Below are 19,306 nucleotides of genomic sequence, written 5' to 3' on the forward strand. Positions count from 1 at the left end.
ATTCCTGGGTGGCCGGGGATCTGGGATCGGGGGGCGGGGGTCAGGCGCCGAGGCTCTGTGAGATCACGTAGATCAGCAGGCCTGCGAGCGAGCCGACCACCGTGCCGTTGATCCGGATGAACTGCAGGTCGCGGCCGATGTGGGCCTCGATCTTGCGGGTGGTGTGCTCGGCGTCCCAGCCGGCGACGGTGTCGGTGATCAGGGAGGTGATCTCCTTGCGGTAGGTCGTGACGATGTGCACGGCCACGCCTTCGACCCAGCTGTCGACCTTCTCCTGCACCTTGGGTTCGGCGGCCATGCGGGAGCCCAGGGACAGCAGGGCGGCCCGTACCCGCAGTCGCAGCTCGCTGCGTTCGTCCTCGGCCGCGGCGACGATCATGGAGCGTACGGCCGTCCAGGCGGAGGCGATCAGGTCCTGCACCTCGCCGCGGCCCAGCACTTCGCCCTTGAGCCGTTCGACCCGCGCGCGGGTGTCGGTGTCGGACTGGAGGTCGGAGGCGAAGTCGGTGAGGAAGCGGTCGAGGGCGCCGCGGGCGGGGTGGGAGGGCATGTCGCGCATCTCGGTGACGAAGCGCAGCAACTCCTTGTAGACGCGTTCGCCGACCTTGCGGTCCACGAACCGTGGGGTCCAGCCGGGGGCGCCGCCCTCCACCGCGACCATCACGTTGTCCCGGTGGAGGACCAGCCAGTCGTGGGCGCGGGCGACCACCAGGTCGACCGCCCGCCGGTGGCCGCCGTCGGTGACGATCTTCTCCAGCATCTTGCCGATGCCGGGTGCGATCTCCTGGGCCTCGGCGCGCCGGGTGATCGCCTCTGCGACGACCGCCTGTACGTCGGAGTCGCGCAGTACGGTCAGGGCGCCTCTGAGCGCGGTGGCCAGTTCCGCCGTGACCCGGTCGGCGTGGTCGGGGGCCGCGAGCCATGCTCCGAGCCGGCTGCCGATGCCTACGGCGCGCAGTCGCTGGCGTACGACGTCCTCGGAGAGGAAGTTCTCGCCGACGAACTCGCCGAGCGAGACGCCGAGCTGGTCCTTCTTGGTCGGGATGATCGCGGTGTGCGGGATGGGCAGGCCGAGCGGGTGCCGGAAGAGGGCGGTGACCGCGAACCAGTCGGCCAGGGCGCCGACCATGCCGGCCTCGGCGGCGGCGGCGACATAGCCCGCCCAGGAGCCGGCGCCCTCGTGGGAGGCCAGGGTGGCCAGCACGTAGACGACCGCCACGAACAGCAGCAGGCCGGTCGCCGTCACTTTCATGCGCCGTACCCCGCGCCGGCGCTCCTCGTCGGCCGGGGTGAAGGCGGTCATGGTTCGGTATGACGTGGTCCGGCTCGGTGTTTCCGTCTCCGTACGTTCCATACGTTCCATCAGCTCCACCCGTTCGGTGATCCCGCACACAATTGTCCCTTCCTGACCGACTCCCGGAACGGAACAGGAGTTCCCGGCGTCTGTCTGGACGGGGGCTTTTGGGCAGGGCCCTGTCAGCTCTCCCGGGCTCATGAGCGATCATGGGCTCTTCAGACCGGAGCCTTGGGCTCCCACTTCCCGGGGGAGAACAACACAAGCGTGACCAAGAGTCGTGGTTATGCCGTTCTCAGCGCGGTTGTCGCGCTGGTCGTGGCCATGTGCGCCGCCATCTACGTCACCGTGGCGGCCGACGGCGGCACCCCTCGCGGCGCCTTCGCCGGCGGCCGCCCGCACCACGACTCGTCCGTCGCTCCCGCCTCGACGGGCACCTGGGTGGGTGCCTGGTCCACGGCGCCCGTGGGCGGCGAGCCGGGCACGGAGACGGAGGGCCTGGCCGGCCGCTCGGTGCGGAACGTGGTGCACGCGAGCACGGGAGGGTCGAGCGCCCGGATCACGCTGTCCAACCTGTACGGCCAGTCCCCGCTGACCATCACGCACGCCTCCCTCGCCCTCTCGGCGGGTGACGGCACCGCCGCGGCCGACGCGGAGACGATGCGGCGCCTCACCTTCAACGGCGGCACGAGTGTCGTCATACCGGCCGGCGGCCAGGTGCTCAGCGACGCCGTGCGCCTGACCATCCCGCACGGCACGGACGTCCTGGTCACCACGTACTCGCCCACCCCGGCCGGCCCGGTGACGTACCACCCGCACGCGCGGCAGATGTCGTACGTCGCCCAGGGCGACCGCACCGAGGACGCGACCGGCACCCCGTACACGGAACAGACCCCGTACTGGCGCTATCTGACGGCCCTCGACGTCCTGAGCAACGAGGCCACCGGCACGGTCGTGGTGTTCGGCGACTCGATAACCGACGGCGTAACCTCCACCGTCGGCGCCAACCACCGCTGGACCGACGTCCTCGCCGGCCGCCTGCGCACGGCCGTCGAGAGCGGTGACGCGCTGCCCCGCTACGGCATCGTCAACGAGGGCATCAGCGGCAACCAGGTCCTCGCCGACGGCCTGGGCCGTCCCGCGGAGAACCAGAGCGGTCTCGGCCGCTTCGGCCGGGACGCGCTCTCCCGGACCAACGTCAAGGTCGTCGTCATCGACCTCGGCATCAACGACATCCTGCGCAATCCGAAGCTCGCCGACCCGAACCGGATCGCCGACGGCCTGCGCACCCTGGTCCGCCAGGCCCACGCCCGCGGCCTGAAGGTGGTCGGCGCCACCCTCATGCCCTTCGAGGGCCACCGCGGCTGGACCCCGGCCCGGGAGGTGGTGCGCCAGCAGGTCAACGCCCAGATCCGGGCGGGCCGGGTGTACGACGCCGTCGTCGACTTCGACAAGTCCCTCAGGGACCCCTACGACCCGCGCCGCCTGCGTCCCGAGTACGACTCCGGGGACCATCTGCACCCCAGCGACCTGGGGTTCGGCAAGATGGGCGAGGTCTTCGACCTGAACGCGCTCAAGGGCGCGGGGCAGGCGGAGCTGTAGGGGCCGCGGTCACTGTGCCGAGTCCCGGGCGGCCCTGTCCCGCCGCCGGAGCAGCAGCAGCCCGCCGGCCACGGCGGTGACGCTCGCCGCGCCCAGCCAGCCGAGGACGTCGGCGGTGCCGGTCGCGGCGAGGTCGTGCCCGGGTTTGCCGGTCGTCTGTGTCTGGGGGCGGGGGTCGGAGGCCGCGGCTGTCGTGCTGGGGTCGGAGGCCGCGGCTGTCGGGCTGGCGGAGGCCGGGGTCTGCGGCCGGGGGCTCCGGTCGCGGGTGAAGGTGAGCGTCCCCAAGCCGAGTTGGTCGTAGCCGCCGCTGTTGGGGCCGTAGTCCCCGCCGCCGCCCTCGGGTGCGGCCTTGGCGGCGATCCGGGTGAGGTAGGTGGCGGAGAGGCCGCGGCGCCTGGTGTAGTGGTTGACGATCACCGCCCAGATCGGGCGGGTCATGGCCGGGTCGACGGCAGCGGCGGCGGTGGCCGTCTCACTCCCGGACCAGCCGCCGATCGCACCTTTCTGCCGTGTGTCGGCCGTGTACGGCACGGATTCCCCGAGGCTCCATCTGGCCACGTACTGGGCGCCCTTGAGGAAGCGGCTGTCGTCGTAGCCGTAGAGGTCGATGCCCTGGTTCCAGGCCATCTCGCAGATGGTGCCCATGAGGCCCACGCCGAGCAGGGCGTGCCCCTGGTCGCGGCCGGCCTCCAGCCACTCGGCGAATCCGTCGGCCTGGACGACCGGGATGGCGTGCCGGACGGAGCCGAGACCGGCGCCGTGCTTGAAGTGCGCGACGGCCTGGTCGACCCGCCCCCGGTCGTCGCAGAAGATGCCGGTGGCGAGGACGCAGGCGAGGGCGCACAGGTCCCAGTTGGGCCAGTAGTTGGTGACGACGGCGTTGTTGTGCCGTTCGAGGAAGGATTCGCTGAGCGCGGAGAAGACGTTCAGCAGGACCTTTCTGGCGGCGGGCAGGTCGAAGTCCGGGTGGTCACGGACGAGTTCGGCGGCGTTGGCGAACTGGTAGCCGTACAGGCCGGCCGCGAGGAACCGGTCGGCGGTCCCGGCGAGCGAGGTGAGCGTGCGCGACCAGCCGTTGAGGATCGCCACGGCCGTGTCGGCGTACGCCTGCTCCCCGCCGACGTGGTGGCGCAGGGCGTTCTGGTAGGCGGCGTGGATGTCGTTGTAGAGGATCGCGTAGTTCTCCGGGCTGCCCGAGCCCCGGTACACGGTCGGCTGCGGGTTGGGCCGCCAGCCGCTCTGCGCATGCCGGTTGGCGGTGAGCCTCGCGTACCCGGCGGTCCAGGGCGTGGCGCCCGCCTTCACCTTGGCCGCCATTCGGGCGAGGTCGGTACGGGTGTGCAGCAGACCGGGGTGCGCGAAGGCGGTGGCAGCGGCGGCGGGTGTCGTACTCGTGCTCGTACCGAGGGCGGTTGCCGCGGTCGCGACTCCCGCGGCCTTGACGAGGCTCCGGCGGCTGAAGGTCTGAGGTGTCACGTGCATGCCCCGGAGACGGACGCCGGCCGCCGCCGATAACAGAAACTCAGGCTCCGGTCGTCGACCCCGGCCGCACGATCATCAGGATCGTCACGGCCGCCCACAGCAGGTTGCAGCTGCTTCCCGGTGGTCCGGTGGGCGAGCGAGGTGGGGTCACTCAGCCCCGGCGGTCCGGTCGGCGAACGAAGTCGGCCGGCTCAGCCCCGGCGGTCGGCGACGGCCCAGGAGGCGAGGGCGACGGCACCCGCGACGCCGAAGACCGACGGCCAGGCGCCGACCTTCTTCGCCAGCGGGTGGGACCCGGCGAACGCGGCGACGTACGCGGCGGTCAGCGCACCGGCGGCCTTCCCGCCCGCCTGCCGGCGCCACTGCTGTGCGGCGGCGGCCCCCGCGACGGCCAGGACGACCCCGCCGAGCGGCCGCTTCCTGGTCCAGCGGGCGACGCCGTACCCGCCGACGAGTCCGGTCGCGGCGATCACCGAGCTGGGAACCTTCGCCATGTCTGCCTCCCTTTGTCTGTGCCCTGAGGCTAACGCCGGGGTCGGCGGACGAGCTGAACCTGAGTCGGGGCTTGTCAGGTTTCCGCCTGCTGCTGCGCACCTCGCCCCAGCCAGACACCCGCCCGCTCAGGGGGCTGGCCGTCGGGGCGTACCGAAGTCAGTCCCACTGTGCGTCCGCGAGGGAGCTGACCGGCTGCGGCTTGCCGATGACGGCCAGGGCGATGAAGAAGTTGATCTGACCGATCGCGATGGTGAGGGTGGCCAGCGCCTTCTCGTCGTAGTGCTTCGCCACCTCGGCGTACAGCTCGTCGGAGACTCGCTCCCTGCCGTGCGGGGCGGGCTGGAGGGTGGCCTCCACCAAGGCGAGGGCGGCGCGCTCGGCGTCGGTGAAGTACGGGGCGTCCTGCCAGGAGGAGACGGCCGTGATGCGCTCCTCGGACTCCCCGGCCTTGCGCAGGAAGCCGGTGTTCAGGATCGTCAGGTAGGTGTTGCCGACGATCTGCCCGGCGCGCAGGTGGACGAGGCTCATCGTGGTGCGCGGCACCGAGCGGTTGCCCGTGGCCCGGAAGAGAGCGGCGCTGACGTCGTTCAGCTCGGGCACGAACTCGGCCGGGTTGGGCATACGGGAGATCGAGGTGTTCGTCATGGCTGCTCTCCTTGGCGTGGGCCTTGGTTGGCGTCTTCACAGCACTGACGGATGGACGCACGGGGATGTGACAGGAACCGGGAGGGATTTTTTCCGGCGTGCTCTGGAGGCGCTCCGGGCCTGCTCCGGGCCTGCTCCGGGCCTGGTGGCAGCCCCTCCTTGCGTCAACTTCCGTCGCACGAGGAGCCGTTGACGTCGGCAGACCAGGGGTGGCGACGGAGCCGGCAGACCTGCGGCGAGAGATTCGCGCACGTGTACGACAGTGGTGCGCACCCTCACCGCGGCCCCGTTCGTCCCGACGGGTGTGCCGGCCCTTCATGGTCGAGGCGTATGACGGGCACGGCTTTCGAGTCGTGGAAGGATCGGTGCCATGGGCACCGAGAAGCGCTGGGTGTACCGGGTCGACGAGCCGCACGGTTCGGAGGGCTGGCGCCTTTACGGCGGTCACCCCGGGCGGCGGCGGGGGACCGTGACCACCGACGATCCGGCCCATGAAGCGAGGTACGTCGCTGCGCTCGTCGTCACCGACCTGGTGACCGAGTGGGAGGTGCGCGGCGCCGGGGAGAGACATGTGCGCGTGATCGTCTGGGAGGACGAGGAAGGCGTCGGCCCCGAGGACGCGGCTTTCACCGTGGAGATCCGGCCCGACGTCGATGCAGGGTGACAGGCTGGTCGCATATAGCCCATACAGCGTGTTCGGGGGTGGGGGCGGGCGGGTGCTCGGCCGACAGGGCGCCTCTCAGACCCGCTCGAGCGCCCGATGCGGGCGGTCGGGCAGCTCCACGGCGATGGGATCCCCGGGCCGCACGACGCCCCCCACCTTCACCACACCCATGACCCCGGCCTTGAGCACGACGCGCCCGTCCTCACCGCGCCCCACGACCTCCTTCAAGAGCCCCTTCTGAAAGTTGTCGATCTGAGCGCAGGGATTGCGCAGCCCGGTCACCTCGACGACGGCGTCGTCCCCGATCCGCAGCAGCGCCCCGGTGGGCAGCCCCAGCAGATCGATCCCCCGGGTGGTGATGTTCTCCCCGAGCTCCCCGGCCGCCACCTGGAACCCGCTCCCCGCGACCCCCTCGAAGAGCTCCTCATGAATGAGGTGCACCTGGCGCAGGTTGGGCTGAGTCGGATCCTGGGCAACCCGGGACCGATGCTTGACGGTGACGCCGGCATGCACGTCCCCCTCGACCCCGAGCCCGGCGAGCAGCGTGATGCTCTCCCGATTCGGCTTGGTGAAGGAGTACTCCCCGTTACTGCTCACCGCAGTGACAGTCCCACCCATGTCGCAACCCCCGCTTCTGCTCGTCCGCTCTCGGCTTCGAGAACAGCCGAGAGCCTAACCCGCACAGTGTTGCGACTCAGAGGCTCGGGCGCCTCCGGGCGACGAGGGCGGCGATGTCGTCGTCGAGCTTGCCGCCGCTGTAGGCGATCAGGTCGCGGTGGAGATGGTCGAGGAGCTGGTGGGGCGCCTCGCCGCTCCATGAGCGGACGCGTTCGGCGAGGGGGTAGAAGGCGCCGGAGCGGTCGCGGGTCTCGGTGACCCCGTCGGTGTACAGCAGGAGCTTGTCTCCGGGGTGGAAGGGAGCGAGATCGACGTGGTACCCGTCGCTCACCAGGTTGCCCAGGTTGAGCGGCGGCGAGGGGGCGGCGGGCTGCAGCTCCCGGACCTCGCCGCGGTGCAGCAGCAGCGGGGGCGGGTGGCCGCAGGTGACGGTCCGGACGACCGGTTCGTCGTCCGGGATCTCGGCGAGGAGTGCGGTGATGAAACGTTCAGCGATCTCCGAGCCCGGGACCTCCGGGTACTGGGAGGAGTGGCGCCTCATGCTCGTCTCCAGCCGGTGCGCGAGGTGGGGCAGGTCGGGCGCGTCGTGGGCGGCCTCGCGGAAGGCGCTGAGCAGCGTCGCGGCCGCCTGAATCGCGAGCAGGCCCTTGCCGCGTACATCGCCGATGAGCAGCCGCACGCCGTGCGGGGTGCGCATCGCCTCGTACAGGTCGCCGCCGATCCGGGCTTCCGCCGCGGCGGCCAGGTACAGGCTCTCCAGCGTGATGTGCCCGAGGTGCCGCGGTACCGGATGCAGCACCGCCAGCTGGGCGGTCTCGGCCACTGAGCGGACCTGAAGCAGCTGATGGGCGCGTCGGTCCAGCAGACGGTTGAAGAAGACGGCGAATGCCGCAATCGCCACGAGAGTGGCCAGCTCGGAGTAGGCGGTCACATCCCGCAGCGCATCGAAGTCCACCATCAGGCCGACAAAGACGGCGCACGCGCCCACTCCGATGAACACGGTCCCCCACAGGGGCAGCAGCGCGGCGGCAGAAACCATGGCCGTGGCGAGGAAGGCGTCCGGCCTGACATCGCGGGGTGTGAAGAGGCCGACGAGCAGGCCGATGAGCAGCAGCAGAGCCGGCAGCACGGGCAGCAACCTGCTCCGCGCACCAGCCCTGTGCGGGGCTGCGCGTTCCTCAGGAGACCTCGCCACCGTGCCGCTCCCCAAGGTCATACAGGCCGAGCGGCAGCCCAGGTCCGGAAGCCAGGCCACCGATTTGAGTAATTTTATCTTTTTCGCCGTTCGCCCGTAGCCTACGAACAGCCGGTGAGCGGTGGTGACGGGCAGACGTCAACAGGTCCGCCGTGTCGCAGCACGGCGACAAGGACAACCCGCGGCCTACGCCGACTCGTCTCCCACTGCACATCCACCTGGACCAGCCCGGAGCGCCGGAGGCGATCCGTCGCCCGTGTGAAGCCATGAAGACGACGTCGTCGATGACGAAATCCGGTGCCGCGGGTGCCCCCACCGCCCGGTACAGGACAGTGAGCTGCGCTGGCAGCGGATCTGCGCGACGGGGATCGTCGGGAATAGCCTGGAGAAGAGCAGCACCGGGGCGGAACGGACTCCCGATGCATTTCCTTGGCCTTCACCGAGAGGGACGTAAGAGAGGGAGGCCAGGAGTCATGCCCTGGAATCTGAACGGCACGTATCTGGAGAGCTGCAACTGCGACGTGGTGTGCCCCTGCACTACCTCGGGCCTCACCGCACCGGCCGATCACGAGCGCTGCCAGGTGACCTTCGCGTTCCACGTGGACAGCGGGAACGTGGACGGCGTGGACGTCTCTGACCGCAGCGTCGCCGTCTTCATCGACGCGCCCCGGGTGATGGCCGACGGCGGCTGGCAGGTGGCGCTGTACCTCGACGCTGCGGCCGACGACGGCCAGGCGGATGCGCTGGGCAAGGTCTTCTCCGGCCAGGCCGGCGGGCCGATGGCGGCGCTCACTCCGCTCATCGGCGAGGTCCTCGGCGTGCAGCGCGTTCCCATCGACTACCGCGACGACGGCCGCCGCCACGCCGCGCGGGTGGGCGACGCCATCGACATCGAGATCGAGGATCAGGTTGCTCCGGAGTTCGGTGAGGACGGTCCGGTCATGGGCCTGACCGGCATGTTCCACCCGGTGAACAGCACACTGACCATTGCCCGGTCCACCCGGGCGACGGGCGACGGCGTGTACGGCAGGTCCTGGGACTTCTCCGGCGGCAACGGACACTCGGCGCCCTTCACGTGGTCCGCGTGACCGGTCGGTTGGTCACCGTCCGGCGCAGGGCGGGCCCCGCCGGACTGCTGCTGGTCGCGGGGGCTGCCGCCTGGATCTGGGTGGTGACGCGCTGGGGCGGCATGCAGGCGATGCCGGGCACCATGGGCCTGGACCTGCCTGCCTTCCTGACCGTGTGGACGCTGATGATGGCTGCGATGATGCTGCCCGCCACGGCGCCCGTCGCCGCGTTGTACGCACGCACCATCACCGTGCACAAGGCACCGCGCATGGTCGTGTTCACGGTCGCCTACCTGCTTGTCTGGGCCGCGGCCGGGCTGCCGGCGTACGGGCTGGCCGCCGGCCTGGGCCGGGCTGCCAGCCTCCCCGCCGTGGCGGGGACCGCAGTGGCTGCGGCCGTGTTCGCGCTCAACGGCGTCTACCAGCTCACGCCCCTCAAAGACCGCTGCCTGGCCAGGTGCCGCTCACCGATCGGGCTGATGCTGCGCTACACCTCGTACCCGGGGCCCTCGCGCGATCTGCGCGCCGGAGCCCACCACGGGGCCTTCTGCCTGGGCTGCTGTTGGTCGCTGATGGTGCTGCTGGCGGCGTTCGGTGTGATGAACCTGTGGGCCATGGCGGTCCTGGCCGCCGTGATCACCACCGAGAAGCTGGCTCCGGCCGGCCGCCTTGTGGCCCGTGCAGTGGGGATCGCCTCGATCGCCTTGGCCGTCGCCGTCTTCTGGGTCCCGGCGCTGGCTCCCGGCCTCACCGGTAGCGGTACGGCCGGGATGTGAGGACGGAGGCCGTGTTCGCCGAGCAATGCCTTCTCGTGGCAGGCGAGTTCGTCCTGGCCGGTGATGTCCACGCCGGACGACACGAGTTCGTAGTGGACCCGCTCGCCGTCGTACATGTTGAAGCCGGGCACGGGGATTACGCCCACCTCGACGGCGGCCGAGAGGATTCCGAGGCTGAGCGAGGGCAGGTCGATGTCACGCAGCAGGCGTTCCATCTGCCCCCGCATGACTTCCGGCCCTCCGACAGTTCGCGTACAGGGCTTGCTCGCCAAGGATCACGTCGTGGTGATGCTCCCTGTCGTACAGGACCTGCTGACGCTCCCAGCGCTTGGCTGTACCAGCCGCCACGTCGTTTGGCACACCGAGATGGGCTTCCTGAACGCTGGAGGAGGGGGGACGACATGGCGTCGGCACCCTCGCCATCGAAGTGGTTCACGAGTAGCAGGGACGCGTCGAACAGCCAGAAGTCGTTGCCGGGCAGGGCGATGCCGGTGGCTCTCTCAGCACCGGTCCCCAGGAAATCAAGCTGTGCGCGAGTGCCTTTGAGGCGGTCTGGGAACTGGGTGTTCCTCACGCCGACTACCGACTCGTCTGATCGGCAGAGGAAGATGCGGCAGCCAGCGCACTTCTTCGCCTGCGGCTATGTTCAGGCCGTTGGTCACCTCGTGCTCGAACCGGATGTACTTGCTCACCGGCTCGGACACGATGCGGGCGCGGCGGACCCTCACTCCTCGGCTCCTCGCCTCGGTGACCAGGGCGAGCCAGTCAGCCCACCTCTCACCGGGGTCAATCACCGCGCCGGCGTCCCAGTCGATGTACGCCGGGTCCGACTTCATGCAGGCGTCCCGCATCTCCAGATGGACTGCCGATTCGCGGCAGTCGCGGAACAGTTCCTCAAATGTCGAGAACGTGGTCACGCTATGCCTCCAAGAAGAACTGCACGAGATAGGTGTCCTTCTTCTCGTCCAGATACACAGTGGGCGAGCCACCGCTCGGGCTCTCGGGGTCCTTGCCGAGCTTACGCAGGGCCATAGGTCCCCCTCCGTCGTAGGTGACGGTCCGTATGCCAGAGGCTGCCGCCCAAGTCGCTTTAGAGGATAGGAGCTTGCCAGAACTTGCCAGAAGTGACGCAGTCCTTCGCCTGCAGGGAGGGGCGCGCACAACCTATTGGCCGAGTAGGTTGGCGTCATCGTGCTGCCGCCACGAAGTTCTTCGAAGTGGCAGCGGGACGGCATCAACGTCGAGAGTTGTTGAACCGATGGATCAGGCAACCCAGTTCAAGCAGACTGTTGACTCGGAAGGTCGGCAAGTGCAGGGCTTCAGGGGTGTTCCACTGGATGGTGGCCCAAGGTCCACGGCGCACAAGCGCAGTGCGCATCCCGGCCTTGCCAGCAGGGAGGATATCGTTGTCGCACCGATCCCCGACATAAAGGATCTCGTCGGCATCCAAGGGCACGACCTCGGCGAGCCGCTTAAAGAACTCGGGATCGGGTTTGCTGGATCCCCAGTCGTCCGACGTGCCGATCAGATCGACGTCCTTGGAGAAGAGCGCCTGCAGGATCAGCCCTGCCTGTACCGTCTGGTTGCCCGCGATCCCAAGTCACAGCCCGTCGGCCCGGAGTCGGCTCAGGGCCGGGCGCACATCGTCGCAGAGATCCTCTTCCCCAAACATCTCTGGCTGCCCGGCAGCCGCCCGCTTCTCTCGCTCCTTGAGTAGATCGAACCCGGGGCGGAACTCCTGGAAGGTATCTAGGTAGTCACGGCTTGGGCAATCACTGCCCCCGAACATCGCGTGAAAGGTGTGCCGCGGCACGTCAAGCCAGTCGGCCCAGGTGCCGTACTCCCAGGTCTCGTCTACGAGGCACTCACCGACGTCGAACACGACCACACGAATCATGAGAGGAAGGCTAGCGGGGTATCCCTTCGTCAGCGCGCTTCCAGTTCCCCTCGCCCTAGCGCATGTGTAAAGGCGTGCCAGGCCTGAGCTCGGACAGCTATCACAGACTCATGGTTATGCTTTGAGTCACGCACGAGGGTGCAGTCCCCAATCAGCGCGCACTCCACGCACTCAGTCCCGCTGCCGCCGCTGTAGGACGACTTGTACCATTGCGGCGTTGAGGGTGCTGTCATCAGAGCTCCTTGCTTATACGGTCGACGATCTCGGCCGAAGACTCGAGGTCGAGTGCCTGCGCGCTGAGGTACTCGAACGCCAACCTATAGCGCTCCAGTTCTTGTTGCTTCTCCATGAAGAGCCCGCCTCCGATCAGATCCACATACACGACGTCCAGGTTCGGCTGCGGACCGCGCAGGACAGCGAAGCTGCCAACTGCCGCAGCATGCACCCCCGATGAGAACGGCAGCACCTGGACAGTCACAAGGGGACGTTGCGACATTGTGAGCAGGTGATGCAGCTGCTCACGCATGACATCGCGGCCGCCCACATGGCGTCGTAGTGCCGCCTCATCGATGACGCACCAGAGACGAGGCGGGTCAGCTCGCTCGAGCAACTCCTGGCGCTTCATGCGGATATCGACCATGTGCTGGACTTCCCGCTCGGGGCACTGCACCTCTGAGGCTCGGTGCACAGCCTCGGCGTAGGCGCGTGTCTGTAGAAGTCCGGGGATGTACATGCACGCGTAGTGGTCTTCGCGTACGACCTCGTCCTCAAGCGTGAGCATGAGATTCATGGACTCGGGGATGGGATCGGCGAGTGATCTCCACCAGCCTTGGATCTTGGCGTCCTTGGCGAGCTCTACCAAGGCGAGGCGTTCCTCATCTGTGGCACCGTACTCGCGGCAAAGCGCGTCGACAGCTGGCCACTTGACCGTGCCTTCCTTCGTTTCGTAGCGGCTGAGCGTCGCCTTTGAGATGCCGACGCGCGCGCCGGCCTCTTCCAAAGTCAAGCCCTTGGACTCACGGAGGCGGCGCAGATCAGCGCCGAGCTGGCGCCTTCGTGTGGTGGGTCCAAGCGGCATGGTTTCAACCCTTCGTATCGATCGACCAGATCGTCCTCGTTGCCGGGAGTCAACGGCAAGCTTGCGTGCGCCGGGGGCGCGCGGCGTGGCTGAGTGCTCCTCTTCGCTCGGTATGAGAGTTCCATTTTGAGAGTTTCGCTGCGACTCTCGGTGTGTAGTGAGCGGGCGAACGTAACTTGGCTGATCGATGGAGGAGTTGAGCATGCACTGCCTGACGAGCATCCCAAGGAAGCCATGGGCCCTGCCGTTTCTCGCGGAACCCGAAGAAGTGTCTGCGCTGCGTCGTCTTCTACGGATCCATCTGGGGACTTGGGGGCTGCATCATCTCGCCGAAGGGGCGCAGCTCTGCGTGAGTGAGCTGGTTTCCAACGTGATCAAACATGTTGGGCACGGCACTCCGACCACTCTCGCGGTCTCGATGAACGACACCTTCCTGCACATTGAGATCCACGACCCCGACACGCGCGCCCTCCCCACTCTCCTCGAGGCCGACCTCGACTCCGAGGGCGGTCGGGGCATGGCGCTCGTCGATAGGTTGGCCGATCGCTGGGGTGTCCAACTTCGGGCGGATCGCAAGGTGACCTGGTGCGAGTTGGCCACCGGGTTGTCCTCCTCGACCGGGCATTGCGGTGGTGCGCGCGTGACCCGAGTCGAGGCTCTGCTCGGGCTCTACGGGGCCACGCGACTTCCGCAGGCGACGGTCCCGAGCATCCTGAGCGTGGCGGTGGCGGAGGAAGCGGCCATTGATGTGATTGCCGATCTCCTCCGCTGGCTCCGAGCGCATGGCTGCGATGCGGATGAGGCTTTGGACCGCGCCCAGATGCACTTCGAGGCTGAGTTCGATGTTGTGAGCGAATCGCCGTGACACGTCACCCGGCTGCGATCGCCGAGTACGTCCAGACGTCCGCCGGGATCTCGTGCCTCAGCTTCCACGTGATCGCCATCGGCTTGCTCCCGGTGTGCTCCACGTACTCAGCCGGACCCAGCAGCATCCAAGGCTGTGCACCGCCGATGTCCGTGCTCTTGTAACGGCGGACGAAGAGCAGTACATGGCTGCCCTCGGCAGCATGCTGCTGGTAGCGCAGGCCGGTGGGGGAGGTTTCCGAAGTCTGGTTCTGGGACTCCCAGTGGAAGAGGGTCTCGCTCAGCGCATAGTCGTGGTAGCGGGTCTGTGGCGAGAAATCCTTCTCGTCCTTGTCCAGGGTGATCAGCAGGGCATCAGTCTTGATCGATTCGCACCACTTAACCCCCTCGCGGAAGTCTCCTGGCATGAAGCCACCTATGGCGGATTGGCCGAGGGCGGGCAGGATTTCCTCACGGGTGTAGGACGCGTGCACGGTCAGCGGGATGCCGGCATGGTTGCCAATTCCGAGGAGCGGGATCGGAACGTGTTCGGTCTGGGCGAGGTTGTGCGCAAGCACCTGGCGCAGCTCACTCCGCACCGCGTGCTGCTTGCGTAGCGTCGCGAACCCCGCGCCATAGTGTGCAAAACCCTTTCGTGTTACGCCGCCAAGCGGCCAGAGCTGGAAGAAGAGCATGCGGGCGTACGCCTGCCCCTGCTCGTCGAGATCGCTGTAGGCAGGAGCGTCGTCTTCCAACATCCTGGTGTATGCGGCCACGCGCAAAGGGTCGTCCACGTGGAGGAAGGAGGAGACGCGCTTGAGGAGCGCCGTTTCACCTTCGGGCGGGTCACCCTTGAGGAGACCGGAGCGGCGGAGGAGCCCAGTCCAGGAGTTGCCGTTGCCGCGGTAGATCTCCTTGAGCTCGCGGCCGCTCTCGTTTAGGTAGCGGCTGATCGTTGGCTCGGCGTAATCAGCGACCTCGCGGGCCAGCACTGTGACGTTGACGCCGATCTGCTCCTTGATGTTGGCGATGATGGTTTTCTTCGCCTTCTCCTCAAGGATGATCTGGCAGCCGGACGGAAGCTGAGGGAAGTCGTGCTCAAGGTTGTCCAGCAGGCGCTTGCGGGTCAGGTTGGTGAGAGCCCGGAACTGGTTCTCGAAGCGGAATTCCTTGCGGTGCTGCCCGATGAAATCGAGCACGGTGAGTACGGCCTTGTCCTCCGAGCGACGCAGCCCCCGGCCGAGCTGTTGCAGGAACACCGTGGCGCTGGAGGTCGGGCGGAGCAGGAGCAGCGTGTCTACGTCAGGGATGTCGAGCCCCTCATTGAAGAGGTCGACCGAGAAGATCACCTGAAGGGCACCTGACCTCAGGTCTGTCAGCGCCTGCTTGCGCTGGTCCGCAGGGGTCTCGCCGGACAGGGCGATGGCGCTGAGGCCGGCCCTACGGAAGCACTCCGCCATGAATTGTGCGTGCTTCACCGAAACGCAGAAGCCCAGCGCTCGCATGGCACCCGGCTCAGCGACCTTCTCCTGGACAGCCTTCACGACCAGCTCTGCGCGCCTCGTGTCCCCCGACAGCTTGTTGCTCAGCTCGCTTGGGTCATATGCCCCTCGCTTCCACTCCACCGTGCTGAGATCGGTGTTGTCGCTGATGCCGAAGTAGTGGAAGGGGCTAAGGAGATCATTCTCCAGTGCCTCCCACAGTCGCATCTCGGCAGCGATCCGGCCGCCGAAGAACTCGTCCTGGATGTTCTTGCCGTCCATGCGCTCAGGTGTCGCAGTGAGCCCCAACAGCTCCAGCGGTTTGAAGTGATCGAGGATCTTCCGATACGTCGGTGATGTCCCGTGGTGGAACTCGTCGATCACGATCACATCGAAGTGGTCAGGATCGAGCTGATCGAGGGCCCGTGCATTGAGGGACTGCACGCTGGCGAACACATGGGTCCAGCGCTCCGGGATCTCACCACTGTGGAGTGACTCGCCGAAGTTCGGGTCCACCAAGACGTCTTGGTAGGTCCGAAGTGACTGCTGCAGGATTTCCTTGCGGTGAGCGACGAACAGGAGGCGCAGGTCACGGCAGTGCTTCTTGCGTAGCTGCTTGTAGTCGAGCGCAGCCATGACTGTCTTGCCGGTGCCGGTAGCGGCGACGAGCAGATTCCGGTGCTTGTCGTGCACCTCCCGCTCGACCTCCAGCCGCTCCAGCATGTCGCGCTGGTGCGGATACGGCCGCACTTCCACACCGGACAGGGTGATCCCGCGTTCAGCGGCGGTAGTCGACGACGTACCGCCTGCGATCGCCAACGCTTCCTGCAGGCGGCCGCCGTCGGCTTCGGGGTCGTATGTCTCGAAGGAAGGATCACTCCAGTAGGCCTCGAAGGTGGCCTCGAACTTGCGCAGTATGTCCGGTGTCGCTATGGAAGACAGCCGTACGTTCCACTCCAAGCCGTCCAGCAGCGCAGCCTTGGACAGGTTGGAACTACCGACATAGGCGGTGTCGTAGCCGCTCTTGCGGCGGAACAGCCACGCCTTGGCGTGCAGTCGCGTCGACCGGGTCTCGTAGTTGACCTTGACCTGGGCGTTGAACTCCTCCACCAAACGGTCCAACGCGCGCCGTTCGGTTGCCCCGATGTAGGTCGTCGTGATCACCCGTATCGGCACACCTCGCTCATGGGCTGCCCTCAGCGACTGCTCGATGATCCGCAAGCCGTGCCACTTCACGAAGGCGCAGAGCAGGTCGACGCGGTCAGCTGTGGCGAGTTCGGCGCGCAGCTCGAAGCCGAGGCTCGGGTCTTCGGGCGCATTGGTGATGAGCGCAGTTTCGGACAGCGGGATGCCGGGCCGTACGGCGAAGACGCCTGGGGCCTCTTGCTTTGTGAGCGCGAGGAGTTGGCGGGGACCATCGGCGACGAGGTCTACCCACTCCTGTGCACCTTCCAGCGTGCTTATGGACTCGAGGATGTGGTTGGCCGCGTAGACCCGTTCTGTGGCCGGGAGATTTTGCAGTACGCGCCGAACGGTGCCTGCGACATGTCGAGCCAGTACGTGCGGCACTGATTCCGGCTCGACCGTGTCGCTCACGGGGTGCCAGCCGAGGCTGTCAAGTTCCTTCAACTGCTGCTCGAAGCGCAACGTGATGAGCTGTTCGTACAGTCCGTCGGAGGGGGTAGCTGCGTCGTGGCGGCTCTGAGACATCGGCTTGTACCCCCGCTGAGCATGTCGATGGACGATGCAGATGTTCTACCAGGGGGCACTGACAGAGCCTAAGAGTGATCAAATCTGGTCATCGTCTATGCGTGCGCCGATCTATTCATGGGAGTAAATGATCGATGCAAGTTACCTTCTGGATGTGCCTCTACGTGACCTGTTCATACGCATTGCGGAGACCTACGACGCCAAGGGTGGTACGTCCAAGGGCGTTACGGCTCAGGACCTCCTAAGAGAGGTGAAGGAAAGGCCCGACCTCCCGTTGCCGCCCGGATTCGTCGCCTCAGGCCATGGCGGGCAGACGACCGCGGCCAGCACTCCGTGGATCGGGGTGTTCGACCCGGAGATCAACAAGGAGCCCCAGGAGGGGCTGTACCTCGCCTACATCTTCGACGCGGACCTCACCGCAGTGACCCTCACCTTGCAGCAGGGCGTGACGAAGCTGTCCGATGAGTACAAGCCGGCTGAGCTGCGGCGTGAGCTGAAGCGCCGAGCGAAGCATCTACGGGCCGGAATCCAACCGGAGTTGGCGGTCCGGTGGACGTATGCACCGTCCTTCGGCGCGCGGCAGGACCGGCCTCGCGCATACGAGGCAGGGAGCGTGGCCGCCCGACGCTACGAAATTGCCAACCTGCCTGCGGAGGAGGTCCTCGCCGAGGACCTTCGCACTGCGTCCCTACTGCTTCGTGATGCTGCTGCCAGCCAGCGCATCTGGCTCCAGACGACCACGCCGGATGATGAGCCCTTCGTGTACGCGAACGAAGGGCATGCTCCTGCTGATGATCCCCTGGACGGCTTCCACCCCAACAACAGCAGCGACTATTTCGTCCGTATCGAGGGCGGCCAGCACCGCAGGGAGCGTCTACACGAAGAGCTCATCAACGACTTTGCACTCCACGTCGTCACGCGCGGATACACGCCGATCACGCGTGGCACGTACCCCAGAGACCTGGTCCTGCGTCGACGTGTTGCCGACGAGCCGCGCACCTGGCTGGTCGAAGGCAAGGCGGTGAAGAAGGGGAACGCCACCAAGGCTGTCCGTGAAGCAGTTGCCCAGCTGCTGGAGTACAGCTACTACTGGCACGAGAAGCGCGGCGAACCGAAGCCCCACCTCATCGCGCTCTTCACTGAAGAAATTGGGCAGTATGTCGAATACCTTGAGGACCACGGCATTGCCTCGATCTGGCGCACTGCAGATGGAGACTGGGCGGGCTCATCCATGGCTGCTGCCTGGAATCTAGCCGTGTAGGCCTGAGCGAAGTCCCTACGCACCCCGCTCGGCCCGCCGTTGCCTCACGCCGCCGCTGCGCATCGTGGCCGGGGCAGGGCGCGGCATTACGCCCCGTGGCATACCCCGTAGCCCTGACCCGACCCACACCAGCACCCCGCCCCCCTCTGCGGAGGCCACCCCACAGCCCTCCCCCTCGCCGCCAACGTCGTCGCATACTGCGGCAGCAACGCCACGTCCGCCGGCGACGCCCCCTCCGACGCCGCGAACGCCTCGTACGACGGCACAGTCCCCGTCACGATGCCCAGGTTCGGGGTCCCCGAGGAGGACAGTTCGCGGAGCGAGGACTCTATGGTCGTGAGGTGGTCGGCGTGGGACGGGTACTCGGCGGCCAGGTCCGGGTACGCCGAGAGCAGTTCCCCCAGCTCATCGGCCGGCCAGTGCAGCACAGCCACCGGGAAGGGCCGGGACAGGGCCTGCCGGTAGGCGCCCAGCTCCGCCCGCAGGCGGGAGATCTCGGCCTCCAGTTCCGCGGGGTTGTCCGAGCCCAGGGACCACACGCGCTTCGGGTCGTGGAGTTCGTCCAAGGAGACCAGGGAGACCGGGGAGGAGTGGAGCGTGTCCGCCAGGGTGTCCCAGTCGTCGTGGGCCAGGCCCAGCATCCTGCGTACGCGGTGGCGGCCGAAGAGTAGAGGATGGGTCGAGTAGGGGGGCTCCGAGCCGTCCGTCAGCAGCAGTCTCGCCGCCTCCGTGAAGGTCTCCTCCGCCGCCTCCAGTTCGTCGTGCGACTCCAGGGACTCGGCCACGATCACCCAGGGGGCCGGGTCGCGGGGCGCCGATGCCCGGATTCCGTCGATGATCGCCCTTGCCTCTGCCTCGTGGTCGTACTCCCAGAGGTTCGACGCCTTCAGGGCCCGTACCAGGTGGGGGTTCTCCAGCGAGGCTGGATCGGACAGCAGACGGTCGTAGAGCGTCGTCGCGGCGGGGCGGTCGCCGGCCAGTTCCAGGTGGGCCGCGGCGCGCAGGAGCAGGGCCTCGGCGTCCTCGGGGTACAGGCCGGAGGTCCGCTCCAGGCGTGCCGCCTCGGCGGTGTGGTCGACATTCTCGGCAGGCGTGTCGGGGCGCATGGGTGACACCGTACTGCCGGGCGGTGACAAACGTGAGGCGCAAAGGGGAGGGAAAGTCGTGAGAAAGGGGAGGTGGGAAGTGGCTCCCGGCG

General features: G+C 67.5%; 17 protein-coding genes and 4 pseudogenes. 7 read left to right on the forward strand and 14 right to left on the reverse strand.

The genetic code is table 11. The features are described 5' to 3' along the window. Positions 1-40: 40 nt before the first annotated feature. On the reverse strand, positions 41-1,393 hold the full coding sequence (locus ACWC5O_RS06860; RefSeq protein ID WP_450580414.1) for a DUF445 domain-containing protein: 1,353 nt from the start codon (positions 1,391-1,393) through the stop codon (positions 41-43). A gap of 168 nt (positions 1,394-1,561) precedes the next feature. On the opposite strand from ACWC5O_RS06860, the gene ACWC5O_RS06865 reads away from it, so the two are divergent. Next, a complete protein-coding gene (locus ACWC5O_RS06865; protein WP_450580415.1) occupies positions 1,562-2,896 on the forward strand; it encodes an SGNH/GDSL hydrolase family protein in 1,335 nt (444 codons plus the stop codon). 9 nt (positions 2,897-2,905) lie between these two features. On the opposite strand, the gene ACWC5O_RS06870 is transcribed toward ACWC5O_RS06865, so the two are convergent. The 3 genes from ACWC5O_RS06870 to ACWC5O_RS06880 form a co-directional block, all read right to left on the reverse strand. Continuing rightward, positions 2,906-4,378 carry an alginate lyase family protein gene (locus ACWC5O_RS06870; RefSeq protein WP_450580416.1) on the reverse strand — a complete coding sequence of 491 codons (1,473 nt, stop codon included), beginning with the start codon at positions 4,376-4,378 and terminating at the stop codon, positions 2,906-2,908. Between the two features lie 191 nt (positions 4,379-4,569). Beyond that, positions 4,570-4,872, reverse strand: coding sequence for a hypothetical protein (locus ACWC5O_RS06875; RefSeq protein WP_450580417.1), 303 nt, complete (start codon positions 4,870-4,872; stop codon positions 4,570-4,572). A 157-nt stretch (positions 4,873-5,029) separates the two neighbouring features. Further along, entirely contained in the window at positions 5,030-5,518 is a 489-nt protein-coding gene (locus ACWC5O_RS06880; protein WP_450580418.1) for a carboxymuconolactone decarboxylase family protein, read from the reverse strand. A 370-nt stretch (positions 5,519-5,888) separates the two neighbouring features. Between ACWC5O_RS06880 and ACWC5O_RS06885 the strand changes: the two genes are divergently transcribed. Then, a complete protein-coding gene (locus ACWC5O_RS06885) occupies positions 5,889-6,182 on the forward strand; it encodes a hypothetical protein (RefSeq protein ID WP_450580419.1) in 294 nt (97 codons plus the stop codon). Between the two features lie 75 nt (positions 6,183-6,257). On the opposite strand, the gene ACWC5O_RS06890 is transcribed toward ACWC5O_RS06885, so the two are convergent. Beyond that, positions 6,258-6,800, reverse strand: coding sequence for an MOSC domain-containing protein (locus ACWC5O_RS06890; RefSeq protein ID WP_450580420.1), 543 nt, complete (start codon positions 6,798-6,800; stop codon positions 6,258-6,260). Between the two features lie 76 nt (positions 6,801-6,876). Next, positions 6,877-7,929, reverse strand: coding sequence for a PP2C family protein-serine/threonine phosphatase (locus ACWC5O_RS06895; RefSeq protein ID WP_450580421.1), 1,053 nt, complete (start codon positions 7,927-7,929; stop codon positions 6,877-6,879). A gap of 539 nt (positions 7,930-8,468) precedes the next feature. On the opposite strand from ACWC5O_RS06895, the gene ACWC5O_RS06900 reads away from it, so the two are divergent. After that, positions 8,469-9,083 carry a DUF1326 domain-containing protein gene (locus ACWC5O_RS06900; RefSeq protein WP_450580422.1) on the forward strand — a complete coding sequence of 205 codons (615 nt, stop codon included), beginning with the start codon at positions 8,469-8,471 and terminating at the stop codon, positions 9,081-9,083. Further along, positions 9,080-9,838 carry a DUF2182 domain-containing protein gene (locus ACWC5O_RS06905; RefSeq protein WP_450580423.1) on the forward strand — a complete coding sequence of 253 codons (759 nt, stop codon included), beginning with the start codon at positions 9,080-9,082 and terminating at the stop codon, positions 9,836-9,838. Before ACWC5O_RS06900 ends, ACWC5O_RS06905 begins: the two co-directional genes overlap by 4 nt. A gap of 86 nt (positions 9,839-9,924) precedes the next feature. Here ACWC5O_RS06905 and ACWC5O_RS06910 read toward each other — a convergent pair. After that, positions 9,925-10,065 (reverse strand): annotated as a pseudogene (locus tag ACWC5O_RS06910) (DNA-binding protein); the annotation flags it as partial. Between the two features lie 176 nt (positions 10,066-10,241). Beyond that, a pseudogene (locus ACWC5O_RS06915) lies at positions 10,242-10,340 on the reverse strand (DUF6879 family protein); the annotation flags it as partial. A gap of 24 nt (positions 10,341-10,364) precedes the next feature. On the opposite strand from ACWC5O_RS06915, the gene ACWC5O_RS06920 reads away from it, so the two are divergent. Further along, entirely contained in the window at positions 10,365-10,433 is a 69-nt protein-coding gene (locus ACWC5O_RS06920) for a hypothetical protein (RefSeq protein WP_450580736.1), read from the forward strand. A gap of 73 nt (positions 10,434-10,506) precedes the next feature. Here ACWC5O_RS06920 and ACWC5O_RS06925 read toward each other — a convergent pair. The 4 genes and pseudogenes from ACWC5O_RS06925 to ACWC5O_RS06940 form a co-directional block, all read right to left on the reverse strand. Continuing rightward, a pseudogene (locus tag ACWC5O_RS06925) lies at positions 10,507-10,689 on the reverse strand (DUF6879 family protein); the annotation flags it as partial. 383 nt (positions 10,690-11,072) lie between these two features. Then, a pseudogene (locus ACWC5O_RS06930) lies at positions 11,073-11,735 on the reverse strand (HAD family hydrolase). 29 nt (positions 11,736-11,764) lie between these two features. Next, positions 11,765-11,968, reverse strand: coding sequence for a DUF397 domain-containing protein (locus tag ACWC5O_RS06935; protein WP_450580424.1), 204 nt, complete (start codon positions 11,966-11,968; stop codon positions 11,765-11,767). Next, positions 11,968-12,813: a helix-turn-helix domain-containing protein gene (locus tag ACWC5O_RS06940; RefSeq protein WP_450580425.1), complete on the reverse strand. Its 846-nt coding sequence runs from the start codon at positions 12,811-12,813 to the stop codon at positions 11,968-11,970. Before ACWC5O_RS06940 ends, ACWC5O_RS06935 begins: the two co-directional genes overlap by 1 nt. Positions 12,814-13,015: 202 nt before the next feature. Between ACWC5O_RS06940 and ACWC5O_RS06945 the strand changes: the two genes are divergently transcribed. After that, entirely contained in the window at positions 13,016-13,678 is a 663-nt protein-coding gene (locus ACWC5O_RS06945) for an ATP-binding protein (RefSeq protein ID WP_450580426.1), read from the forward strand. A 4-nt stretch (positions 13,679-13,682) separates the two neighbouring features. Here ACWC5O_RS06945 and ACWC5O_RS06950 read toward each other — a convergent pair whose 3' ends face one another. Continuing rightward, positions 13,683-16,847 (reverse strand): DUF3427 domain-containing protein, encoded by a 3,165-nt coding sequence (locus ACWC5O_RS06950; RefSeq protein WP_450580427.1) that lies wholly within the window; start codon positions 16,845-16,847, stop codon positions 13,683-13,685. A gap of 127 nt (positions 16,848-16,974) precedes the next feature. Between ACWC5O_RS06950 and ACWC5O_RS06955 the strand changes: the two genes are divergently transcribed. Next, positions 16,975-18,108, forward strand: coding sequence for an MrcB family domain-containing protein (locus tag ACWC5O_RS06955; protein ID WP_450580428.1), 1,134 nt, complete (start codon positions 16,975-16,977; stop codon positions 18,106-18,108). Between the two features lie 86 nt (positions 18,109-18,194). Here ACWC5O_RS06955 and ACWC5O_RS06960 read toward each other — a convergent pair whose 3' ends face one another. Further along, the gene (locus ACWC5O_RS06960) at positions 18,195-19,214 is read right to left on the reverse strand and encodes an SEC-C domain-containing protein (RefSeq protein ID WP_450580429.1); all 1,020 of its coding nucleotides are present in this window, start codon (positions 19,212-19,214) and stop codon (positions 18,195-18,197) included. Positions 19,215-19,306: the final 92 nt, after the last annotated feature.

This window comes from Streptomyces sp. NPDC001450 (assembly GCF_053597295.1).

Coding starts and splice junctions, on each gene's coding strand:
- ACWC5O_RS06870 (WP_450580416.1), bottom strand. CDS start 4,378: ATGCACGTGACACCTCAGACCTTCAGCCGCCGGAGCCTCGTCAAGGCC.
- ACWC5O_RS06875 (WP_450580417.1), bottom strand. CDS start 4,872: ATGGCGAAGGTTCCCAGCTCGGTGATCGCCGCGACCGGACTCGTCGGC.
- ACWC5O_RS06880 (WP_450580418.1), bottom strand. CDS start 5,518: ATGACGAACACCTCGATCTCCCGTATGCCCAACCCGGCCGAGTTCGTG.
- ACWC5O_RS06885 (WP_450580419.1), top strand. CDS start 5,889: ATGGGCACCGAGAAGCGCTGGGTGTACCGGGTCGACGAGCCGCACGGT.
- ACWC5O_RS06890 (WP_450580420.1), bottom strand. CDS start 6,800: ATGGGTGGGACTGTCACTGCGGTGAGCAGTAACGGGGAGTACTCCTTC.
- ACWC5O_RS06900 (WP_450580422.1), top strand. CDS start 8,469: ATGCCCTGGAATCTGAACGGCACGTATCTGGAGAGCTGCAACTGCGAC.
- ACWC5O_RS06935 (WP_450580424.1), bottom strand. CDS start 11,968: ATGACAGCACCCTCAACGCCGCAATGGTACAAGTCGTCCTACAGCGGC.
- ACWC5O_RS06940 (WP_450580425.1), bottom strand. CDS start 12,813: ATGCCGCTTGGACCCACCACACGAAGGCGCCAGCTCGGCGCTGATCTG.
- ACWC5O_RS06945 (WP_450580426.1), top strand. CDS start 13,016: ATGCACTGCCTGACGAGCATCCCAAGGAAGCCATGGGCCCTGCCGTTT.
- ACWC5O_RS06950 (WP_450580427.1), bottom strand. CDS start 16,847: ATGTCTCAGAGCCGCCACGACGCAGCTACCCCCTCCGACGGACTGTAC.
- ACWC5O_RS06955 (WP_450580428.1), top strand. CDS start 16,975: ATGATCGATGCAAGTTACCTTCTGGATGTGCCTCTACGTGACCTGTTC.
- ACWC5O_RS06960 (WP_450580429.1), bottom strand. CDS start 19,214: ATGCGCCCCGACACGCCTGCCGAGAATGTCGACCACACCGCCGAGGCG.